Genomic DNA, 19,867 nt, shown 5'->3' with positions numbered 1-19,867 from the left:
ATCCAGAAACCGTTTACTGTGGATCAAACTCCACACCTATTTTTCCTGCTTTTTTTACCCATTGCTATTTTGTATATCGCCACTGGCGTACTCTACCTATTTGATATTGAGGGTGGTGTCGATGAACAAATTGAGTACACCGTTTCCCTTCCGAAGGGTTTACCCAACAATGAGCAAGAAACTCTAAATGTTATATCTCCAATTGTGCAGCCTGCAGAGGTGGCACTACCAGCAGATTTCTATTTGGAAGATGGGTGGATTGGTTGGTATGGCTACAAGCGCCAAGTCTATTTGGAGCCAAGCGAAGACAAGCAATCTGCGATACTCCATGTAAAGGAGCACGACCTATGGCATCAGTTTCTGCTGATACATAAAGGTCATGCCGGGCCGCTTTTCTGGTTCTCAGCTATTATGCTCGGTGCCAGCCTACTATTTAGCCTGATTAGTGGGTTAGTAGTTGCCTTTGCGGTACCAAAATTCAGGAAAGCCGCTGTTCAATTTACTTCATTGGGATTCATTGCCCTGGTAGTTGCCTTTTTTATTGGGGGCTGAATGAGGAGCTTTTAGCCAAGGGGCCTTTGAATAATCCCTACGGGCCTGAAAGGCCCGCGATACAGATGTTTCAGAGTAACTCACAGGCCCCAAATCCAGCCAGGTGACCTTAGGCCAGTTGACAAATCTTATCTTCTAACTGCTGTTTAAATTGATAGAGATGAATACCATCTAAAAAACAGTGGTTCACTTCACTATATAACGAGGTGATAAGACGTCCCCCCTGACTTTGATATTTCCCCCAGGCAATAAAAGGTATTCCAGGGTCACAGTTTTCTTTCTGTACCGGTTTTACCTGTAGGCTGGAAAAATCTCCCCAGGGGTAGCTGTTGTGGTCAACTCCAACCGGACACTTTCCTAAGCACATTTTTCAAATTCGATAGGGGTTACATCCCCCAGTGTTGTATGTATCCTGCGTGAATTGTAATACGCAATATAGGCCCTCACGTCTGTTATCGCACCCTCCCTTGTCGGATAGAGGTTTCCTGTTAACCATTCCCGCTTCAGGCTACTAAAAAAACGCTCAGTAGGTGCATTGTCCCAACAATTTCCCTTGCGGCTCATTGAGCACACCATTCCATGCTGCTTTAGTAGCGCTTGGTAGCTATGGCTGGCATACTGGCTACCTAGATCAGAGTGATGCAGCAGACCTTTTGTTGGGGTGCGCAAATTGATAGCCATAACCAGTGCACGACTTGCCAGGGCCGTCTCCATCTGGCGGTCTAAGTGCCAGCCAACAATCCGGCGTGAATAAAGATCAATTACCACTGCTAGGTATAACCAACCCTGCAAAGTCCAGATATAGGTAATATCCGTAGTCCAAACTTGATTTTTAGCACTCGGTGAGAAATCCCTATTTAGAAGATTCTCAGCAACTGGCAGTTGGTGCTTGCTATTTGTGGTTAGTGTAAATCGCTTCTTCTGTTTTACTACCAAGCCGAGCTTTTTCATGAGTTTGCGGACTCGATAACGCCCAATTTCAAAGCCTTCTTTGCGCAACAGCTTCATTAACCGACGGCTTCCGAGACTCTCACGAGATTCTGCAAATAAGGCCTTCAATCGATGGCATAGTCGCAGTTGATCCAGTTCAGCTCGTTCGCCCGAATCCAACCTTACTCCGCTCTCTTCCTGCTCCAGCTCCTTTATCCAGCGTCGCAGATTGTTAGCAGTGGTTCCTACAGCCTCTGCGGCCTTGGAAATCGAATACTCTTGTTCTGAGACAAGAGCTACGGCGTCTTTCTTGAACTCCGGCTTGAATTTCCGGCGTGTACCTTTTGTTGTCATACTTCACCTCGCTAGGTAGTTTTACCATCTTAACGAAGTGTCCGGAAGGATTAGACCACTACACAGCTGGTTTATGCGCTGCTTAAACGAATCTATCGCTCGCCAAGCCAATGCTGAGGACAACTGTACAGGCCGCTTTTGGGAGGGCCGATTTAAGTCCCAGGCCTTACTGGATGAAAGAGCCCTTGCTGCCTGCATGGCCTATGTAGACCTCAACCCGATCCGTGCCAATATTGCCAAGACACCTGAAGAGTCTGATTACACTTCGATTCAACAGCGTATTCGTACGGCAGTCTCAGGCAAGCAGCCAAAAAATTTACTTCCATTTGTCGGCGGTGATCGTTTGAATATGCCAAAAGGGCTACCCTTTCAATTGGATCACTATTTGGAGTTGGTAGACTGGAGTGGTCGGCATTTAGACCCCAGAAAACGGGGCTGTATTACCGAAAACACGCCCCCTATCCTTGAACGGCTCAGCATTTCACCCAAACACTGGCGATATCTCAATCGAAATTTTGAAAGTCGCTTTAAAGGCTTAGTGGGATCGGTGGAGGCGGTAAAGCAAGCTTGCATCCAACTCGATAAACGCTGGGTACATGGTATAGCTGATTGCCGGCGCTTCCTCTCAGCCACGCCCTTCTAATTTATCCCTACTCCAAGTGCTCGATAGCGGCTCTTTTATCCAAAAATAGCGATTCCCAAAACCTAACTACCAATTCCCAGCATTTCGCCTTCTTTACCTCTTAATCAAAGAGAAAGAGCCGCCAGAGAGGAAGTCAGTTTTGTTACTGGCTCCATCCTCCCTTCTTTGGCTGTCCTAGAATCTCGTCCTAGAATCTCCCTGTTTTTCCAGGGTAATTTCTATTTAATTAGAAATCTTCCGGTGAGGACCATTCAAAATACTGTTCATCAGAGTAAGCAAAATTTGGTATTGACTGCACAAGGTTATCAATTGATTTTTGAACCGCCACCAAGATTGTTGCCCCCATACCGCACACCCAATCAACATTATCATTTGAATCTTTGAAGGCCACATTAGGAAAAGCGTAATAGTAATTATTAGTATCCATTAAAACTTTCACTTTGTACTTTTCATATGGAATTCTAAGGTGTGATCCTACCCACCAACGACGGACACTCTCTTAAGCGATAAACTACGCAGCAGAGGTGCTCTATGACAAGATCAAATAAACCAACCAAAACCACTCGTAAACAGTACTCAGAGGAATATAGAAAGGATGCCCTAGCACTTGCGCTCAAAGTTGGGGTAAGCGTTGCCGCTAAACAGCTTGGGTTACATCCTTCTCAGATTTACGGATGGCGAAGCAAGGCTAAGTTACATCAGAGCCGAGGGGATGCCGAGAGAGAGCTGGCCACAGAGAATGCTCGCCTTAAGCGGCAGCTGGCTGAGCAGGCAGAGGAGCTAGCGATCTTAAAAAAGGCCGCAGCGTACTTTGCAAAGAGCCTGAAATGAGGTACGCCTTCATGCAAAAGCACAGGCATGAATTCAGCATCAAAGCGATGGCCAAGGTATTGAACGTATCTCGCAGTGGGTTTTACGACTGGGTGTCAAGATCGGCCGGCCAATCCAGGTACCAGCAGTACCGAATGCAGCTCGATAGCTTGGTACAGCAGCGCTTTATAGCCAGTAAAGAACGTAGTGGCTCTCCTCGCCTGACGAAGGAATTGGCCAGTGAGGGGAGTAAATATAATCAAAAAACAATTGCTGCCAGCATGCGTCGACAGGGCCTACGGGCTAAAGCCGCCAAGAGATATAAAGCCACAACCTATTCAAAACATGGTCTGCCAGTAGCTCCAAATCTGCTCGAGCAGAACTTCAATGCTGAAGGGCCGAATCAGAAATGGGCTGGGGATATAACCTACCTGCGAACGGAAGAAGGTTGGTTATATCTGGCTGTAGTGATAGACCTATATAGTCGGCTAGTTATTGGTTGGGCGATGTCAGAAACGATGACAGCTACATTGGTCTGTGACGCTCTTCAAATGGCTTTATGGCGACGTAAGAAACCTACGAATGTTATCGTGCATACTGACAGGGGAAGCCAGTATTGCTCTAAAGATTATCAATCTTTGATTACAGCTTATGGTCTGCGGTGCAGCATGAGCGCCAAAGGTAATTGCTATGATAACGCTTGTGCAGAAACATTCTTTCACTCACTTAAGGTAGAAGCAATCCATGGTAACCGCTTTCCCACAAGGTGCCTCATGCGAGAGACCGTATTTGAGTATATAGAGATAGACTACAATCGAAATCGCTTACACAGCGCCAATGGCTATCTCAGCCCTGAGGCGTTTGAGGAACAACTAGTCGCTTAGTGGTGTGTCCGTTGTTGATGGGTAGGATCAGTGATCTTGAATTTCAAACAGGGCAACTTGCTTCCTAATGCAAGTCCCCCTCTCAAATCTATATCTTTAAAATCTATCATAACTCGTCCTCTCCGAACAATTTTCAATCTTTGGGTGTCCAGGAATTTACACTTCCAGGAATTTACACTATTAAATAAACTAAGAATGTAACCCACAAAAGAGAAAGACCAGCCGAATTACAACAGTTCTGGACACCCACGAAATAGAAAGTATAAACCGCCAGCCCTATTGACAAAAGATTAAAATCTCACAAATACTGTATGTTCATACAGCAAATTGTGCGTACAGCCAATGACTCTACCGCGAAGTGCCCAGATATCTCTGGATACAACACCCTATTATCACTGCGTTTCCCGCTGTGTGCGGCGTGCATTTCTGTGTGGTAGAGATACTGAATCCGGAAAAGATTATGAGCATCGGCGCGAATGGATTGAAAGCCGTATGTATAAGTTGGCCGAGGCGTTTGCTCTAGATATTGCCGCCTATGCGGTAATGAGTAATCACTACCATATAGTGCTATATATTGACACAGAATCGGCTAACAAGTGGTCTATTCCAGAGGTAATTACTCGCTGGCAAAAGCTATTTAAGGCTTCCAGCTTAGCTCAGCGCTATCTTCAGGGCGATGCCCTCGATCACTGTGAGGTAACCAAACTAAAAGAAGTTGTTTCCCTATGGCGGGAGCGCCTAATGGATATTAGCTGGTTTATGCGCTGCTTAAATGAATCTATCGCTCGCCAGGCCAATGCCGAGGACCAGTGTACAGGTCGCTTTTGGGAAGGCCGTTTTAAGTCCCAGGCCTTACTGGATGAAAGAGCCCTCGCCGCCTGTATGGCTTATGTAGACCTCAACCCGATCCGTGCCAATATTGCCAAGACACCTGAAGAGTCTGATTACACTTCGATTCAACAGCGTATTCGTACGGCAGTCTCAGGCAAGCAGCCAAAAAATTTACTTCCATTTGTCGGCGGTGATCGTTTGAATATGCCAAAAGGGCTACCCTTTCAATTGGATCACTATTTGGAGTTGGTAGACTGGAGTGGTCGGCATTTAGACCCCAGAAAACGAGGCTGTATTACCGAAAACACGCCCCCTATCCTTGAACGGCTCAGCATTTCACCCAAGCACTGGCGATATCTCAATCGAAATTTTGAAAGTCGCTTTAAAGGCTTAGTGGGATCGGTGGAGGCGGTAAAGCAAGCTTGCATCCAACTCGATAAACGCTGGGTACATGGTATAGCTGATTGCCGGCGCTTCCTCTCAGCTACGCCCTTCTAATTTATCCCTACTCCAAGTGCTCGATAGCTGCTCTTTTATCCAAAAATAGCGATTCCCAAAACCTAACTACCAATTCCCAGCATTTCGTCTCCTTTACCTCTTAATCAAAGAGAAAGAGCCACCAGAGAGGGAGTCAGTTTTGTTACTGGCTCCATCCTCCCTTCTTTGGCTGTCCTAGAGTCCGTCCTAGAGTCCTAGAATTTTCAATCTTTGGGTGTCCAGGAATTTCGCCCCTCGCTCAACTTTTACCCTCCGATCTATGGCTGTCCTTTAATCTTCTTTAATCTTTAGCTTCCAATTTTCTTTCCAAAATTGAAACCCTCTTCCTCAAAATATTTTCTCTCCTACAAAAGACACTGACAACGCTAACAGTTATAGCGCCTAGAAAAGCATATACATCCACATCAAAGTATTTAACCAAACCAACACTCACGGATATAATTAAAATTGATACTGTAAGTTCTCCACTATTGTGCATTACAATCGTCATCCTCGTCATCCTCGTCATCACATTGATTCATTTCTTTGCATCTCTTATAACCAACTTCACAACCCTTCAATATACCTTCTTTATCAATGCCATAAATGCCCTCAAGGGCCTTATTTGCACCAGCAGCCCCACTTCCTACACCAATGGTCGCGCCACGAATTCCACCAATTGCTCCAGCCCCTCCCGCTGTCATAGCCGTAGCAGTAGCCATAACAGGCTCATACCAGGACGCTGCCGACTTACAGAACTCATAGGCCTCTTTACATTTCTCACAGGGTGGGGAGGTATCATCTGAAGCATCATTATTTCCAGGCGGGAACGCTGAACTGTCTCCAGTATTACGACCTGGATAAGGGTTGCCACCTGAACTGCCACATTTAGTTACACCATTGCCGACATATGTACATAATCCAAAAGGATCAAATAACGCAATCGGATTTCCATGTACATACGAATATGTATTAATTCCGCCATTCAAACCGATTGGATCTGACTCCAAATATCTTCCCAGCCCAGGATCATAATCCCGATAAAAATTGTAATGCAACCCACTTTCTACATCATAATACTGCCCTGGGAAGCGAATATTTAAGTGAATATTTTGTCCATCTCCATCTCCATCTCCATCTCCATCTCCATCTCCATCTATATCGTTATTAATAACGGTCCTAGATTCCCACAACAACCGACACACTTGGCGATAGCAGAGGGGGCCAGCTAGCTGTAGGCTGGTTAGCTTCCACACAAACAAGCCAGGAACCCCATGGGAACCCATACCAGCCAGCTGACCCTGAAAGAACGATACCAGATTGAAGTCCTTAATGGGCAGAACTATTCAGCACGAGCCATTGCGATAAAGCTCGGTCGTTCAAACAAAACTGTTTCCCGCGAATTAAACCGCTGTAACCCTTATAGTGCGGAGAGCGCTCACCGACAGATGCTGCAGCGGCGACACGGAGCGTACAAATACACTAAGTTCGATTTCGCCATGAAAGTGCAAATCGACCACCAACTGAAAAACGCAAGCCCCGAACAAATTGCCGGGCGCATGCGGCTTGAGAAGTGTAACAAAACCGTCAGCTGCTCAACGATTTACCGCTGGATTAAGCGGCTCAACTGGCGACTGCGCCTACCGCGAAAAGGTAAACTTTATCGCAAACGCACGGGCCCTGAGGCGGGAGTGAAGCTTATACCGGGGCGCATCGATATTGACGAACGTCCTGTGATTGTTGATGACAATACAGAGCTCGGGCATTGGGAGGGAGATACAGTTTATGGTCAAGATGGCTATCTGGTGACCTTAGTTGAACGAGTTTCCAAATTATTGCTCACTCGCAGAGTGTCAAATAAGAGTAAGAAGACAGTGAGTCGTGCCATCAAGCAGATGCTGAAGCCATATCAGGCAGTGTGTAAAACCATAACCTTCGACAACGGCGGTGAATTCGCGGGCCATCAGTCGATTGCGCGGGAACTAGGTTGCAAGATATATTTTGCGAAGCCATATCACTCGTGGGAGCGAGGGTTGAACGAAAACACCAATGGGCTGCTGAGGCGTTTTTTCCCGAAAGGGATGAAGATTGGCAAGTTACCGAAAAGCCAGATTGACGATGCGGTGTTTCGTATTAATGCCCGCCCAAGAAAAATGTTAAATTATTGGAGCCCACTGGAATTTCTGGTGGGCAAGCGTGTGTCGCTTATATTGGAAATCTAGGAATTGCTCACAACTGTTTGGTATTCAAGGGAACCAATGGGCTACAGCGCTGGTTTCTCGGTAAAGATGGTTTGACACCCTTTGAAGTTAAGGGATCACTTTACAGCAATAATGCAGAGACACTGGTTTCCAGTGCTATAGGGGGAGCTGGGGTTGTTATGTTCCCAACTTGGTTAATCAATGAAGAGATTCGCTTGGGCAAGCTGGTTCCTATTTTGACTGACTACCGCGCATCTTCATCGGCAGAAAACCAAACTATCAATGCACTCTACTTACCTACGGATAACCTGGCTCCCAAAGTACGTGTTGTTATTGATTTCCTTAAGGAGAAATACGGTAGTCCCTGTGATTGGGATGCTAAATAGAGAAGCCTTCTTGCTATGACTCGGTGATTATCGTGTACATTGTACTGCAAACAGGTTTTGGTTACAGGCAGGGGCTCCTGCCTGTAACTTCTGCTTGGTATTGATAAGCCGGCTAGTCTAAATAATCTACACTCATCAAATATCGTAAGAAGAGTTAAAATTTATAACTCACCATTAATGACGTACGTCTAGAGCTATCAGTGTCCACGATTGGGCTATTACTAATCTCATCGCCATACCAGGTTTGATATACGCCCCCCATAAGAATAAGGTTTGGGCTAATGTTGTAACCCACTTGTACACCTAACCGGGTAATGATATCTGCATCTGCTTCATACGCAGCCCTATCTTGAGTTACTTCATTTAGGTCCACGCCATAGTAGTAATCCAACGCACTATCACTTTGCCAGCTAATAGTGAAGTCGGGTTTGATGATCCACTTTTGGTGCTTGTAAGGCAGACTATATCCAGCCGATAGACTGTATCCGTCGTGGGTATCACTGATATCTTGTGAGATGCCTACCTTCCAAAGGCCTACAGGGCTTTTATAGCTCATTGATAAGTTGGCAAGAATCGCCAGGTCAAGCTCTTCCATATCGCTGAGCTTATCACTGTCCCCTCTATCTCTATCGCCAGCGAAGTCGCCGCCAATGCCAAACTTCACTCGAAGTTTTTCGTCGTGGTACAGGTCAGCACCCAACTCAAAACCCTGAAAGTAAAAGCGCTTGTAGCGGGCTGAAATCAATGGAAATATGTTGTTTTGGTCCTCTCCATCAATGTAGATTGACTCAACGCTAAAGGTCCCAATACCTACAGAAAGTGCCGTCTCATCCTGCTTTGGCGGCTTTTGGGTAACTTCATCTGCAAAAGCTAGGCTGGATAATGCCGAACTCACCAGCGCGGTGCACATACTCAAAGTTAATGGCAGAGAACTCTTATGGTTTTGATCTCGCAAACTAGACATATTGAATCCCAATTTGAACTGGTTGAAGTTCCGTTATTTCTGGAGTGAATTCTATGCCGGTAAAGGTAAACGCCAGGTAAATAAACTCATGCCCAGGCCAGGTTAACGGTTAAGTATTGTTCATTTTTGTTGTAAGAAAAGATCCATTGCTGCTGATCGGCCACTTGCTTCAGGATATGAAGGCCTAAACCAAAACCCTGCCCTTCCCCCTGTCAAAATGCACCTGCTGTTCCGGCAGTATGGGGTTCTGGACCCGGATTCCATTTGCATCAAAATCAATATCGATACTTCCCTCAAGGGTATGCTCAAAGGCATTCCTGAGCAGATTGGTTATAGCGATATCCAATAGCACTTGTACTTGCTTTAAGTTGACAGAACTATCCGAATTGAGATGAACTTGTACATCTCGCTGACCCACGAGGTATTTGAGCTGATCAACTCGAGTTTGAATCATATTACTGAAATCAAATTCTGTTGATTCCAGATTTACCTTGCTTTGAGATAACAGCAGAAGTGCCTGTGTTAGCTGGGTCATCTGCTCATAGGAGCGCTCAATCTGCTCCAGTTGAGTATCGATTGGCTTACCTTTTTTTGCCTTACCTTCACCACATGCAAGGCACTGCCAATCGTTGCCAAGGGGGTTCTCAATTCATGGCTCGCATTCTGTAGAAATTGCTTTTCCTGCTCTTGATGATTCCATACCTGCTGTAGCGACTCTTGCAGTACTCGTCCTACACGACCAAATTCATCCTTCCTTTGCTTTAAAGATTCCGGGATCGGAGTCAACTTATGCCGACTCTTTTGCGCAAATTTCTCCAGGTCTTTTAATGGCGATATCACTTGTCTTGCAAGAACAAGAGGCACACTTAATGCTAAAGTAAGGGTTAGTAAGACACCGATAAGAACTTCAATTTCTACCTTTTTGTACTTGCTGGGTATTGCAGCTTCTTCTATTTCCAGCACGTAGTAAGTTGTCTTAAGGGCGCTTTCAGCATAAGGCATAATGGCTAAATAGTAGCGATCATCAATTAAGTCTTTGCTAAAGTGCACCCTTTTTTCTTCGCCGTCAGCTTCCTCTAACACGCGCTTTGCCGTATCTGGCAGTGAACTGTACTCATCATATGTTTGTAACTGGGCAAAAAAAGGGTCATCAATAACCCCTCCAGCCTCAATGATACGTTTTTCAGCTACAGATATCAGTGTCGCACCTAAGGCGTGCTTAACCATTTTCACTTTGGATCTCTCGACGACAACTGCACTGCACGCCACAATTGCGGCAAGAATCCAAATATAGTGAAAGAAAAATTTTCTGCAGATGGAGCGGTCAAAGGCTTTCATTACGCTTCCCCAGGATAACGCCCTTCCCTCTGATCGTGTGCAGTAGAGGAAAACTGAACCCCTTATCGATTCCCTGCCGCAACCGATACAGATGTACTTTGATTACGTCGGATTCGGGGGAAAGAAACTGCCATAAATGCTGTTCAATTTTTTCTTTAGTAACCAGCTTTGGACTCTGTTGCATCAAAAACACGAGCAATTCCCAACAGATTGGGGGCAGATTTATAGATTTTCCCTGCCTGGTGACTTCATGGGTCTCTAAATTAACTTCCAGGTCCTCAACTTTATACCGGGTTTGGGTAACACGTCGTTTTATTGATAGAGACCGAATCCGTGCGACCAGCTCAAGCATTTCGAAGGGTTTAACCAGGTAGTCATCCCCTCCAGATTGGAAACCGGCAAGTTTATCGTCCAATTGGTCCAGCGCGGTCAGCATCAATATTGGTGTCGAGCTTCCTGCATTGCGCAACTTAGAACTCACTTCGAAACCGCTTCTACCCGGCATCATGACATCAAGCACGATTACATCGAAGTCATGCTTTAAGGCCAGCTCAGTGGCCATTATTCCATTGTCAGCGTAGTCACATCGAATATTGTACTCTTCGAGGCTCTCAATAACATTGGCCGCCAGTGCGTGATTGTCTTCAGCTAAGAGTACCAATAATGGCGTTTTGCAGTCAGGCCCCATTGATCTAGTCACTCAAAAGTTCTCGATAGACCTAGAATAATAAAAGTTGTTGGGTAAACGGAAAGTAAATAAGTGTAAGATTGTCCACTTACTGATCACCTATGGGAAGCTTGCCTGTGACAGCTACTGCCATGTCTAAAAATGTCGGAGCCATCACGCTTGACCAAAAATGACCCTATCAAATCTTCAGAAGTTCTTTCAAAAATTTGCCCTCTGGCGATCCTTGTTGGTACTGCACCCTTCATTTGGATTGAGTTGATCCAGGTAGATCTGTCGTCGAGTTAAGAGAGCTGGAGGGGAAAATCGACAATGCGTGATAGACCTAAGAGTTGGCCGTCACTACAGAAAAGAGAGGGGCATATAACAGGAGGGGTACCTCCCCAGCACTTGTGTGGCTGGGGAAGCGGACGGTCTCGCCCCTTATTGGGGGCGAAGCCTAAAGTTTACAGGCAGACAATGTTTTCTGCTTGTGGGCCTTTAGCGCCCTGAGTCACGGTAAACTCTACCTTCTGGCCTTCGGCCAAGGTTTTAAAACCGCCACCGGAAATTGCGCTGAAGTGAGCAAAAACGTCGGGACCGGATTCCTGGGCGATGAAGCCAAAACCTTTCCCTTCGTCAAACCACTTAACGGTACCAGTAACTGTATTAGACATAATAGATATCCTTGATTGAACAATTGCGCTCCAATTGAATGGAGTTGTGCGGGCAAAAAGTATTATTTTAAACGAGACCGAACGAAGGATTATGACTAAAACTACGAGGTAAACTGCAATAAAAAATGGCTTTTAAACCGGCGGACGAATAGTAGCACTAGCCTGTCACCTATGTCCACTTTTGCCTAAACCTACCCTCGAAATTGGTACTCAGACCGCCGTCCACTGCCGCATAAAGGCGCGATGAACCGGAGGCACTGAGGCGATGCAGTGGGCTGATAGCCACAATGCTGATTTTGCCAAAGGATTGCTCGAGGAGATCAGCTTTCTAGCCAGCTCTGTTTTCTTAACCACGGACTCCCCTGCCTCATGCCGGGAGGTGGAGTAGCTATCGACCGCACCGTTGGCGATAGCAGATGCTGCGGCTATGGCATCAGCCATACCCAGATTCATCCCCTTTCCTCCCACTGGAGAGTGGCAATGGGCTGCGTCTCCAGCCAATAACACCCGGTGCTTTCGGTAAGTTTCTGCCTGTCGGATGGAGATTTTAAAGGCCGCTGTCCTCCGGATGTTGGCGATTTCTATCGGCAGCCTGAGGGTTGCCAGGGCATCTTCGGTTGATGATGCGATGCGAGCGCGGCGCCGTTCGATAGGGAGTACCAAGGTGAACTCACCTTCCCCGCCGTGCAGGTCCAGGGCAATCTCTTCCGGATCGAAGTTTCCTCTCAAGTCCACATCCGCAATTGACCACTTATTGGGCAGATCAATACCAGGGTACTGTATTTTCAGCTGTTGTCGCACGGCGGACTGTATACCGTCTGCGGCAATCACCCAGTCAAAAGAGGCGCTGGTATTATCTGAGAAATTGACGGCCGCCTTGTCTGGGGTGGTTGTGATGTTAGTGACTGAGACCCCGTACTCAACTTCGACGCCCCTCTCGGCAAGAGTGTCCCTGAGGATTCCCTCGGTCCGGTTTTGCGGCAGCCCCAGAGGTACCCTATCGCGAAACTCATTTCCGCTGTTGTCGATATAAACCAGGGTTCTCTCATCGCGCAATATGTGCATTTTCCTTAGAGGCATAGCCTCAGCAAGAAAGGGATCTGCAGCACCCAGCTCCCGAAGGGCATCAATGGTGGCCGGCATAATGCCAACAGCGCGGGAGAGTTCAGAGGGGCTGTCTTTGCGCTCAACAATACGGCACTTCAGCCCCAAGGAAGTGAGGGCGACTGCAGCAGTCAATCCGGTCGGACCGGCACCAATTACAAGGATGTCCATCGATACAACTTGTAGCCTGAAAGCTCAACCGGTCGACACAGAATGCCTCGATCGCTACAGGGAGCTTGCTGCTGCAAGCTTAGACAAATTTCTACTGCTGTAGAGGGGCGTAATGGCCACTAAATGCGTACACAGCCGCTCTTCTCCGGTGTCGCTACTTAAGTGCTTTTATCTCTGTCGGAGGAGTCGGGGATGTCACTGTAGCCCAGTGCCGTTGCGGGCTTATCCATTGAGGCACCCTGGCGATCCAGAACACCGATATCCAGTACTGGGGAAGCATCGATATGTTGAGCATCCATCATTTGGGCGACGCGCTGTAGAGAAGCAATTATCATGCTTTGCTCCCAGTCTTTTAGATCGCCAAACTGACGAGCAAATTGGTCCTGAAGCGGGATGGGGGCATCGCGCAAAGTCTCCGCGGCCTCCTCGGTAAGGTAAGCATGCACTTTGCGCTTATCCGCCTGGGAGCGCTGGCGATAAACCAAGCCTCTCTTCTCCAGGCGGTCAAGAATATTGGTCACGGTTGCCTGGCTCAGGCTGACCTCGTTGGCCAGTTCGCCGATCGTCACTTCACCCTTATTGCGAATAGCTTGTAGCAACAACACCTGCGGGGCGGTTAGGCCGGTGGTTTTAGCCAGGTGTTTGGAGTGCAGGTCCGTGGCTCTTATTACCCGCCGCAGGGCCACTAGCACTTGTTCGATACTGTTCAAAGTTACCTCTCAATCATAGAGTCAGGGTGATTGCCGGAATTATATCGCCGTACCCCTCAATCACTAAACGCTTATAACCCGACTGCGAAACATCACCCCCACAAGAGCCTCAGCCTCCATCACAAAACTGTCCATTTTATGGTCAGGCGATCTCTCAGCCGGTATGTCCAATAGAAAATTTTATCGACCTCAAAATATTATTTTTACCTGCCTATAGGCTGTATATCCCACATACCTAGGCATTTCTAGGTCAAATATTGTGACTTGATTCGCCTCAAGCATCCTGGACTTTGAATTTAATTTGTGTACGATATTTAGCGTTCAAAGCATTTTTACTAGTAACCCGGCATAAAAATGCCTCTAGAAAGCTATATTTACGCCATTTGCTCAACACTTGTGCAGGTAAATATTTAGAGGTGAAAAAATATTTAGTCGGTTGGGAAGGTTTTTTGTCTAGCTCAGAAAATATTTTGTTGCGCAGTCCATTGATTGAAGATGGGATGGCCACTTACCGATTGATCAAACGTTGCCCTCCCCTGGATACAAACTCCAGCTACTGCAACCTCCTCCACTGCAGCCATTTCGCCAACACCTCAGTCGCCGCAGAGGTTGATGGAGAGCTGCTGGGCTTTATTTCCGGGTATATCATCCCCGACCGTACAGATACCCTCTTTGTCTGGCAGGTGGCCGTCGACGAGAAAGCCCGGGGGCTTGGATTGGCCTCCCGGATGATAAGTCACATTCTCGAGCGCCCTCACTGTCGTTCGGTCAGATTTATCGAGACCACGATTACAGAACACAACCTGCCCTCTTGGGCGCTCTTCCACAGTGTCGCCGATAAATTATCGGTCGATCTTCACTCCTCACCCTGGATGGACTCTCAAGCCCACTTTGACGGGCTGCACGACTCCGAAACCCTTGTCCGCATCGGGCCTTTCGCCCTCGAAGAAACACCATAAAAGAGAAAATCATGAAGATCTTTGATGAGATTGAATCAGAAGTGCAAAGCTATGCCCGCTCCTTTCCGCGAGTTTTCAATCGCGCAAAAGGCGAGCTGATGTGGGATGAAGAGGGAAATCAGTATCTGGATTTCCTGGCGGGTGCCGGCACGCTCAACTACGGGCACAACAACCCGCTGTTCAAGCAGGCACTGCAAGATTACATCGAGGCCGATGGAATTACTCACGGCCTCGACATGCACACCAGGGCCAAGGGTGAATTCCTACAGGCACTGAATGAGAAAATTCTCAAGCCACGGAATATGGAGTACATGGTGCAGTTTACCGGTCCGACAGGGACGAATGCGGTAGAGGCTGCGATGAAAATTGCCCGCAATGTAACCGGGCAGCAGAACATCGTCACCTTTACTAACGGTTTCCATGGCGTAAGCCTTGGCTCGCTGGCCGCCACAGGCAACTCGCATCACAGGGATGCTGCCGGTGTCAGCCTCAATGGTACGCACCGCATGCCCTTTGACGACTACCTGGGCAAAAATATCGATACCACCGAATACCTCGATAAAGTCCTCTCAGATTCCAGCAGCGGTATTAACTCTCCCGCAGCGGTGATTGTTGAGACAGTTCAAGGGGAAGGCGGTATCAATGCGGCCAGTATCGAGTGGCTAAGAAACCTTCAGTCCGTCTGCAAAAAACACGGCTTACTTTTTATTGTCGATGATATCCAGGCTGGCTGCGGCCGCACGGGCAACTTTTTCAGCTTTGAAGAGGCCGGTATCGAACCCGATATCATTACGCTATCCAAATCCCTCAGCGGCTATGGGCTGCCATTTGCGCTGGTGCTAATGAAACCAGAACTGGACCAGTGGAAGCCCGGTGAGCACAACGGTACTTTCCGTGGCAACAACCTGGCTTTTGTAACTGCGAAAGCCGCTATCGATCATTACTGGTCTGACGAAAACTTCTCACGGGAAATCAAGCGCAAGGGCAAATACATTTCCGAGCGTTTGAATGAAATTGTCAGCCGATATGGTGAGGGCAATTTCACCACTAAAGGCCGGGGTATGTTTCAGGGTATCGACTGCATCAGCGGCGAACTTGCAGGAAAAATCACCAAACTCGCATTCAAGCAGGGGCTGATTATTGAAACCAGCGGAGCCGATGACCAGATTGTTAAGCTCCTTTGCCCACTGATTATCACCGATCAAAACCTTAAAAAAGGGATCGACATTATTGAATCCGCTATCCGGGAAGTCTGTGCCGGAGAGCGGGATATGCCTGAGGAAAGAGTCTTTTTTGAAGCCTGCTAGACTTTAAGGGCCTCTGAAAAGGTTCACGTAAAAGACCCAACTGTGCAGGCTGCAAACTAAGAATATTGCTGACCAGCCAGACTCGAACACACACGAAACAGCGAAATACCAATGATTGTCAGAAGTTTACAGGAAGCTAAAAAATCCGGCCGCCGGGTTGTTTCACCGGATAGCAACTGGGAGAGCACCCGACTCCTGCTTAAAGATGATGAAATGGGCTTTTCTTTCCATATCACCACTATTTATGCAGATGCTGATTTCCAAATGCACTATCAAAACCATTTGGAAGCGGTTTACTGCATTTCCGGCAGAGGTGAGGTAGAAACTCTTGAGGATGGCAAGAAGCACCCTATCGAACCTGGAACTATCTATATTCTCGATAAGCATGACCGACACATTTTAAGAGCCTTTGAAGAAATGACTATGGCCTGTGTATTTAACCCCCCTTTGAATGGCAAGGAAGTACACAATGCTGAGGGAGCCTACGAACTTGAGGCCGACAAGATTGATGAATAATTAGTCAGTCATAGGGCAGTATCCATGAAGTACCTTCCAGATAGCTCAAGTGTTACCAGGGAAGATTGTTACCCCTCCCGAAAACCGGGCCTTCTGGGTGGTACCAGGGTGCGCAAAGATCCAATTGTGTATGGGGACTGCCAGTCCCTCTCCCCACTGACATCATCTCAACTCAAGCGCTATGCAGAACAGGGCTTTGTTGTACTGGAGAATATGTTTTCCCAGGCGGAGATTAACCTTTTTACGCAAGAGTTGGCGGAGATTAAACAGCGCAGACACACTGACAAGTCGGAAGAAATTATCACCGAGCCTGAAAGTAACGAAGTGCGCTCAGTCTTTCGTATCCACAAAAGCAGCCAAATTTTTAACCAGCTTTCCAGGGATCAGCGGCTATCAAGTATTGCGAAATGTATTTTGGGTGATGAGGTTTATATCCATCAGTCTCGCGCGAACTACAAACCTGGTTTTCGCGGGAAAGATTTTTATTGGCACTCCGATTTTGAAACCTGGCATGTCGAGGACGGCATGCCCCGTATGCGGGCACTCAGCATCTCCATTACCTTAACAGAGAATCATCATTTTAATGGCCCATTGATGCTGATTCCCAAGTCCCACCACCATTACATTGCTTGCGATGGGGAAACGCCAAAACGGAACTACCTCAGCTCACTGAAAAAGCAAGAACTTGGTATTCCCTCAGATAGCCATTTGAGGTCCCTGGTATCCAATGGCGGAATATCAGCTGTTACAGGCAAGCCCGGCAGTATTGTTGTGTTTGACTGTAACTTAATGCATGGCTCCAGCAGCAATATCAGCCCCGACCCGAGGTCTAATTTGTTTTTTGTTTTTAATGCCCTGAGCAACAAAGTGGAGGCTCCGTTTTGCGGCTTGCCTCCCAGGCCGGAATACATCTGTGCGAGGAAATCAATTTCTACTATCTGAAGCAAATCTCAATTCAAACCACTCACCCAGTTTTTAAGAGAAAGAAGGACCAGTAAGAGACGATGCATACGATAGAAAAGATTGGCGGCACCTCTATGACGGACTACGAAGCGGTCCGGGATAATATTATCAAAGGTGACTCCAAGGGGATCTACAATCGTGTTTTTGTAGTCTCTGCCTACGGCGGTATTACTGACTTGCTTCTAGAACACAAGAAAAGTGGTCAACCAGGTATCTATGCCCTCTTCTCCAGCAGCATTGAGGATGATAGCTGGCTGGTTAAGTTTGATGAGCTTCGGGCAGCACTGCGGCAAATCAACGAACGCCTTTTCGGGCATGGCGATCTTCTCGCGGAAGCGAACCTGTTTTTGGATGAAAGGCTGGAGAGCGCCAAAAAATGCCTGAGAGACCTGCAAAGCCTTTGTCAGCACGGCCACTTCTCCCTCGACGCTCACTTGGGCACGGTAAGGGAGATGTTAGCCAGCCTCGGCGAGGCCCACAGCGCATGGAACACTTCTAAACTGTTGCAGCGGGATGGTGTAAATGCCTGCTTTGTCGATCTGACTGGCTGGCGCACCAACAAGCACATACCCCTGGATGAGCGTATCCGGGATGCCTTTGCCACTATCGACTTAAGCAGGCAGCTGCCCATTGTTACCGGCTATGCCCATAGCGATAAAGGCCTGCTGATCTCGTTTGATCGGGGCTACAGCGAGATGACTTTCAGTCGTCTCGCCGTCCTTACCGGGGCAAAGGAGGCGGTGATTCACAAAGAGTTCCACCTGAGCAGTGCAGACCCTCGCCTGGTGGGAGAGGGAAATGCAGTACCCATTGGCCGCACCAATTACGATGTGGCCGACCAGTTGGCCAACCTGGGTATGGAAGCGATTCACCCCAAAGCCGCTAAGGGGCTGCGCCAACAAAATATCCCTCTCAGGGTGAAAAACACCTTCGAGCCCGAGCACGCCGGCACCCTGATTACTGGTGATTACATCAGCGACTCTCCACGAGTGGAAATTATTGCCGGCTGTAAAGGGGTTTACGCCCTGGAGTTGTTTGACCAGGATATGGCGGGCAGCATCCACGATTATGATCGCGAAGTGCTACTGGTGATCAAGCGCTTCAAAGCCCACATTATTTCCAAAGACACTAATGCCAATACCCTTACCCATTTCCTCTCCACCAACTTGAAAACAATCAAGCGGATTCAGGCTGCATTGGAAGAGCATTTTCCCGAAGCCGAACTGAACCAGCGCAAAGTCGCCATAGTTTCAGCCATCGGTAGCGATATGCAAATCCCCGGCGTGTTGGCCAAAGCGGTGCAGTCGATGTCCAAAAGCAATATCCGCGTGCTCGCCATGCACCAGTCCCTGCGTCATGTGGATATGCAGTTCATCGTTAACGAGCCAGACTATGACGCAGCCGTTCGGACACTACACGAGGCACTGGTAGAAATTTACAATCACGGGACGGCGATATGCCTCGCATCCTGAGCCTTTGTGCCCTGCTCTTTTTATTTACTTCCGCCACCTCTATTTCCCAGGAAGCGGAAGAAAAGAAAAAAGACAGTACGCAAAGCGAGGTCGACACCCTTGAGAAGCCCTTATACACACCCTTCGTCGAGCGCTATATGCTCGACGAAATTAAGCAGCTGCGAATCGATCAGGCTAATGCCAAGCAAGAATTGATCCAGCAAATTGTCGATCGTGAACACAACTCTGTCGATCGAGCCGTAGCCTACGCAACCGATACGGTTACCTACTTTTTCTACTTGATAGCCGCCGCCACTTCAATTTTGGTTTTAGTTGGTTGGCGGTCATTCCAGGATATTAAAGAGCGGGTGCACTCCCTGGCCGATGAGGAAATCTCAAAGCTGGTCCAGGAATACGAAAAGCGCTTGGAAGTTATAGAGAAGCAGCTTCAACAGAAAACACAGCATATTGAAGAAAACCGCGAGGAAATCGAGCTAACCCAGGAAGTACAGTCCCTGTGGCTACGCGCCCAACAAGAATCCTCAGTGGCAAATAAAATTGCCATTTACGACGAGATTCTGCGCCTCCGTCACGAGGATGTAGAAGCCCTTACCTATAAAGCTGATGCAGTGCTGGAGCTCAATGAACCCCAGTGGGCCGCCAATCTTTGTCACCAGGCCCTGGGTATTGATCCAGATAACAGCCATGCCTTCTACCAACTGGCATGCGCCCATACTGCCATGGGTCAATTTGATGAAGCGCTGCGTTATCTGGCGGAAGCCATTAAAAGGCGGGAAAGCTACCGCGATGAAATCCTGGTTGATAGTGCCTTACAGCCTCTAGCGGAAAGTGAAGTATTTGAGGAACTCGACCAGGTTATTGCCAATACTCCCTCGCCGCAAAGTGGTGGCAAGGGGAGCTAGAAATATTCGGATAACCTCTGAAGACCAACCCATAAAATAATACGGGATAAAA

General features: G+C 47.7%; 23 protein-coding genes. 12 read left to right on the top strand and 11 right to left on the bottom strand.

Annotation, left to right across the window (positions count from 1 at the left end):
- Nucleotides 1-18: 18 nt before the first annotated feature.
- Nucleotides 19-552 carry a hypothetical protein gene (locus tag P0078_RS01990; protein WP_282932802.1) on the top strand — a complete coding sequence of 178 codons (534 nt, stop codon included), beginning with the start codon at nt 19-21 and terminating at the stop codon, nt 550-552.
- A 357-nt stretch (nt 553-909) separates the two neighbouring features.
- Here the strand turns inward: P0078_RS01990 and P0078_RS01985 are convergent, their stop codons facing one another.
- Nucleotides 910-1,836 (bottom strand): IS3 family transposase, encoded by a 927-nt coding sequence (locus P0078_RS01985; protein ID WP_282932801.1) that lies wholly within the window; start codon nt 1,834-1,836, stop codon nt 910-912.
- A 73-nt stretch (nt 1,837-1,909) separates the two neighbouring features.
- Between P0078_RS01985 and P0078_RS01980 the strand changes: the two genes are divergently transcribed.
- Nucleotides 1,910-2,479, top strand: coding sequence for a transposase (locus P0078_RS01980; RefSeq protein ID WP_502867292.1), 570 nt, complete (start codon nt 1,910-1,912; stop codon nt 2,477-2,479).
- A gap of 226 nt (nt 2,480-2,705) precedes the next feature.
- On the opposite strand, the gene P0078_RS01975 is transcribed toward P0078_RS01980, so the two are convergent.
- A complete protein-coding gene (locus P0078_RS01975) occupies nt 2,706-2,906 on the bottom strand; it encodes a hypothetical protein (RefSeq protein ID WP_282932800.1) in 201 nt (66 codons plus the stop codon).
- Between the two features lie 104 nt (nt 2,907-3,010).
- Here P0078_RS01975 and P0078_RS01970 point away from each other — a divergent pair.
- Nucleotides 3,011-4,173 (top strand): IS3 family transposase gene (locus tag P0078_RS01970; protein WP_282931542.1). Its coding sequence is split into 2 segments (ribosomal slippage): nt 3,011-3,269 and nt 3,269-4,173, totalling 1,164 coding nucleotides; the frame shifts between segments, so codons are not numbered across the junction.
- 342 nt (nt 4,174-4,515) lie between these two features.
- Nucleotides 4,516-5,502: a transposase gene (locus tag P0078_RS01965; RefSeq protein WP_282932799.1), complete on the top strand. Its 987-nt coding sequence runs from the start codon at nt 4,516-4,518 to the stop codon at nt 5,500-5,502.
- A 280-nt stretch (nt 5,503-5,782) separates the two neighbouring features.
- Here P0078_RS01965 and P0078_RS01960 read toward each other — a convergent pair whose 3' ends face one another.
- Complete coding sequence (locus P0078_RS01960) at nt 5,783-5,992, bottom strand: hypothetical protein (protein WP_282932798.1); 210 nt, start codon at nt 5,990-5,992, stop codon at nt 5,783-5,785.
- A complete protein-coding gene (locus P0078_RS01955) occupies nt 5,970-6,677 on the bottom strand; it encodes an RHS repeat-associated core domain-containing protein (protein WP_282932797.1) in 708 nt (235 codons plus the stop codon). Before P0078_RS01955 ends, P0078_RS01960 begins: the two co-directional genes overlap by 23 nt.
- Nucleotides 6,678-6,755: 78 nt before the next feature.
- Between P0078_RS01955 and P0078_RS01950 the strand changes: the two genes are divergently transcribed.
- Complete coding sequence (locus P0078_RS01950; RefSeq protein ID WP_282932796.1) at nt 6,756-7,703, top strand: IS30 family transposase; 948 nt, start codon at nt 6,756-6,758, stop codon at nt 7,701-7,703.
- A gap of 17 nt (nt 7,704-7,720) precedes the next feature.
- Nucleotides 7,721-8,068 (top strand): LysR substrate-binding domain-containing protein, encoded by a 348-nt coding sequence (locus P0078_RS01945; RefSeq protein WP_282932795.1) that lies wholly within the window; start codon nt 7,721-7,723, stop codon nt 8,066-8,068.
- Nucleotides 8,069-8,222: 154 nt separating this feature from the next.
- Here the strand turns inward: P0078_RS01945 and P0078_RS01940 are convergent, their stop codons facing one another.
- The 7 genes from P0078_RS01940 to P0078_RS01910 all read right to left on the bottom strand — a co-directional run bounded on the left by P0078_RS01940 (nt 8,223) and on the right by P0078_RS01910 (nt 13,696).
- Complete coding sequence (locus P0078_RS01940) at nt 8,223-9,032, bottom strand: MipA/OmpV family protein (protein ID WP_282932794.1); 810 nt, start codon at nt 9,030-9,032, stop codon at nt 8,223-8,225.
- A 184-nt stretch (nt 9,033-9,216) separates the two neighbouring features.
- Nucleotides 9,217-9,567: an ATP-binding protein gene (locus tag P0078_RS01935; protein ID WP_282932793.1), complete on the bottom strand. Its 351-nt coding sequence runs from the start codon at nt 9,565-9,567 to the stop codon at nt 9,217-9,219.
- Nucleotides 9,564-10,370 carry a histidine kinase dimerization/phospho-acceptor domain-containing protein gene (locus P0078_RS01930; RefSeq protein ID WP_282932792.1) on the bottom strand — a complete coding sequence of 269 codons (807 nt, stop codon included), beginning with the start codon at nt 10,368-10,370 and terminating at the stop codon, nt 9,564-9,566. The genes P0078_RS01935 and P0078_RS01930 overlap by 4 nt, the downstream gene beginning before the upstream one ends.
- A complete protein-coding gene (locus tag P0078_RS01925; protein WP_282932791.1) occupies nt 10,357-11,070 on the bottom strand; it encodes a response regulator transcription factor in 714 nt (237 codons plus the stop codon). Before P0078_RS01925 ends, P0078_RS01930 begins: the two co-directional genes overlap by 14 nt.
- Before the next feature lie 431 nt (nt 11,071-11,501).
- On the bottom strand, nt 11,502-11,711 hold the full coding sequence (locus P0078_RS01920; RefSeq protein WP_108733254.1) for a cold-shock protein: 210 nt from the start codon (nt 11,709-11,711) through the stop codon (nt 11,502-11,504).
- A gap of 210 nt (nt 11,712-11,921) precedes the next feature.
- Nucleotides 11,922-12,986 (bottom strand): FAD-dependent oxidoreductase, encoded by a 1,065-nt coding sequence (locus tag P0078_RS01915; protein WP_282932790.1) that lies wholly within the window; start codon nt 12,984-12,986, stop codon nt 11,922-11,924.
- 158 nt (nt 12,987-13,144) lie between these two features.
- Nucleotides 13,145-13,696 (bottom strand): MarR family winged helix-turn-helix transcriptional regulator, encoded by a 552-nt coding sequence (locus P0078_RS01910; RefSeq protein WP_282932789.1) that lies wholly within the window; start codon nt 13,694-13,696, stop codon nt 13,145-13,147.
- 449 nt (nt 13,697-14,145) lie between these two features.
- On the opposite strand from P0078_RS01910, the gene ectA reads away from it, so the two are divergent.
- From ectA to P0078_RS01880, 6 genes are all read left to right on the top strand, one after another.
- The gene (gene ectA, locus P0078_RS01905; protein ID WP_282932788.1) at nt 14,146-14,655 is read left to right on the top strand and encodes a diaminobutyrate acetyltransferase; all 510 of its coding nucleotides are present in this window, start codon (nt 14,146-14,148) and stop codon (nt 14,653-14,655) included.
- 11 nt (nt 14,656-14,666) lie between these two features.
- Nucleotides 14,667-15,962 (top strand): diaminobutyrate--2-oxoglutarate transaminase, encoded by a 1,296-nt coding sequence (gene ectB / locus P0078_RS01900; protein ID WP_282932787.1) that lies wholly within the window; start codon nt 14,667-14,669, stop codon nt 15,960-15,962.
- Between the two features lie 111 nt (nt 15,963-16,073).
- A complete protein-coding gene (locus tag P0078_RS01895; RefSeq protein WP_282932786.1) occupies nt 16,074-16,478 on the top strand; it encodes an ectoine synthase in 405 nt (134 codons plus the stop codon).
- 24 nt (nt 16,479-16,502) lie between these two features.
- Complete coding sequence (gene thpD / locus P0078_RS01890; RefSeq protein ID WP_282932785.1) at nt 16,503-17,420, top strand: ectoine hydroxylase; 918 nt, start codon at nt 16,503-16,505, stop codon at nt 17,418-17,420.
- 62 nt (nt 17,421-17,482) lie between these two features.
- Nucleotides 17,483-18,913 carry an aspartate kinase gene (locus P0078_RS01885; protein ID WP_282932784.1) on the top strand — a complete coding sequence of 477 codons (1,431 nt, stop codon included), beginning with the start codon at nt 17,483-17,485 and terminating at the stop codon, nt 18,911-18,913.
- Nucleotides 18,898-19,815: a TPR end-of-group domain-containing protein gene (locus P0078_RS01880; protein ID WP_282932783.1), complete on the top strand. Its 918-nt coding sequence runs from the start codon at nt 18,898-18,900 to the stop codon at nt 19,813-19,815. Before P0078_RS01885 ends, P0078_RS01880 begins: the two co-directional genes overlap by 16 nt.
- The last annotated feature ends 52 nt before the right edge of the window (nt 19,816-19,867 follow it).

Origin of the sequence: Microbulbifer sp. VAAF005 (assembly GCF_030012985.1) — a bacterium.
Taxonomy (GTDB): Bacteria; Pseudomonadota; Gammaproteobacteria; order Pseudomonadales; family Cellvibrionaceae; genus Microbulbifer.
Note: the sequence above shows the minus strand (reverse complement) of the source record. Positions and strands in the feature narration are given on the sequence as shown.

Coding starts and splice junctions, on each gene's coding strand:
- P0078_RS01985 (WP_282932801.1), bottom strand. CDS start 1,836: ATGACAACAAAAGGTACACGCCGGAAATTCAAGCCGGAGTTCAAGAAA.
- P0078_RS01980 (WP_502867292.1), top strand. CDS start 1,910: ATGCGCTGCTTAAACGAATCTATCGCTCGCCAAGCCAATGCTGAGGAC.
- P0078_RS01975 (WP_282932800.1), bottom strand. CDS start 2,906: ATGGATACTAATAATTACTATTACGCTTTTCCTAATGTGGCCTTCAAA.
- P0078_RS01965 (WP_282932799.1), top strand. CDS start 4,516: ATGACTCTACCGCGAAGTGCCCAGATATCTCTGGATACAACACCCTAT.
- P0078_RS01960 (WP_282932798.1), bottom strand. CDS start 5,992: ATGACGATTGTAATGCACAATAGTGGAGAACTTACAGTATCAATTTTA.
- P0078_RS01950 (WP_282932796.1), top strand. CDS start 6,756: ATGGGAACCCATACCAGCCAGCTGACCCTGAAAGAACGATACCAGATT.
- P0078_RS01940 (WP_282932794.1), bottom strand. CDS start 9,032: ATGTCTAGTTTGCGAGATCAAAACCATAAGAGTTCTCTGCCATTAACT.
- P0078_RS01935 (WP_282932793.1), bottom strand. CDS start 9,567: ATGACCCAGCTAACACAGGCACTTCTGCTGTTATCTCAAAGCAAGGTA.
- P0078_RS01930 (WP_282932792.1), bottom strand. CDS start 10,370: ATGAAAGCCTTTGACCGCTCCATCTGCAGAAAATTTTTCTTTCACTAT.
- P0078_RS01920 (WP_108733254.1), bottom strand. CDS start 11,711: ATGTCTAATACAGTTACTGGTACCGTTAAGTGGTTTGACGAAGGGAAA.
- P0078_RS01915 (WP_282932790.1), bottom strand. CDS start 12,986: ATGGACATCCTTGTAATTGGTGCCGGTCCGACCGGATTGACTGCTGCA.
- ectB (WP_282932787.1), top strand. CDS start 14,667: ATGAAGATCTTTGATGAGATTGAATCAGAAGTGCAAAGCTATGCCCGC.
- P0078_RS01895 (WP_282932786.1), top strand. CDS start 16,074: ATGATTGTCAGAAGTTTACAGGAAGCTAAAAAATCCGGCCGCCGGGTT.
- thpD (WP_282932785.1), top strand. CDS start 16,503: ATGAAGTACCTTCCAGATAGCTCAAGTGTTACCAGGGAAGATTGTTAC.
- P0078_RS01885 (WP_282932784.1), top strand. CDS start 17,483: ATGCATACGATAGAAAAGATTGGCGGCACCTCTATGACGGACTACGAA.
- P0078_RS01880 (WP_282932783.1), top strand. CDS start 18,898: ATGCCTCGCATCCTGAGCCTTTGTGCCCTGCTCTTTTTATTTACTTCC.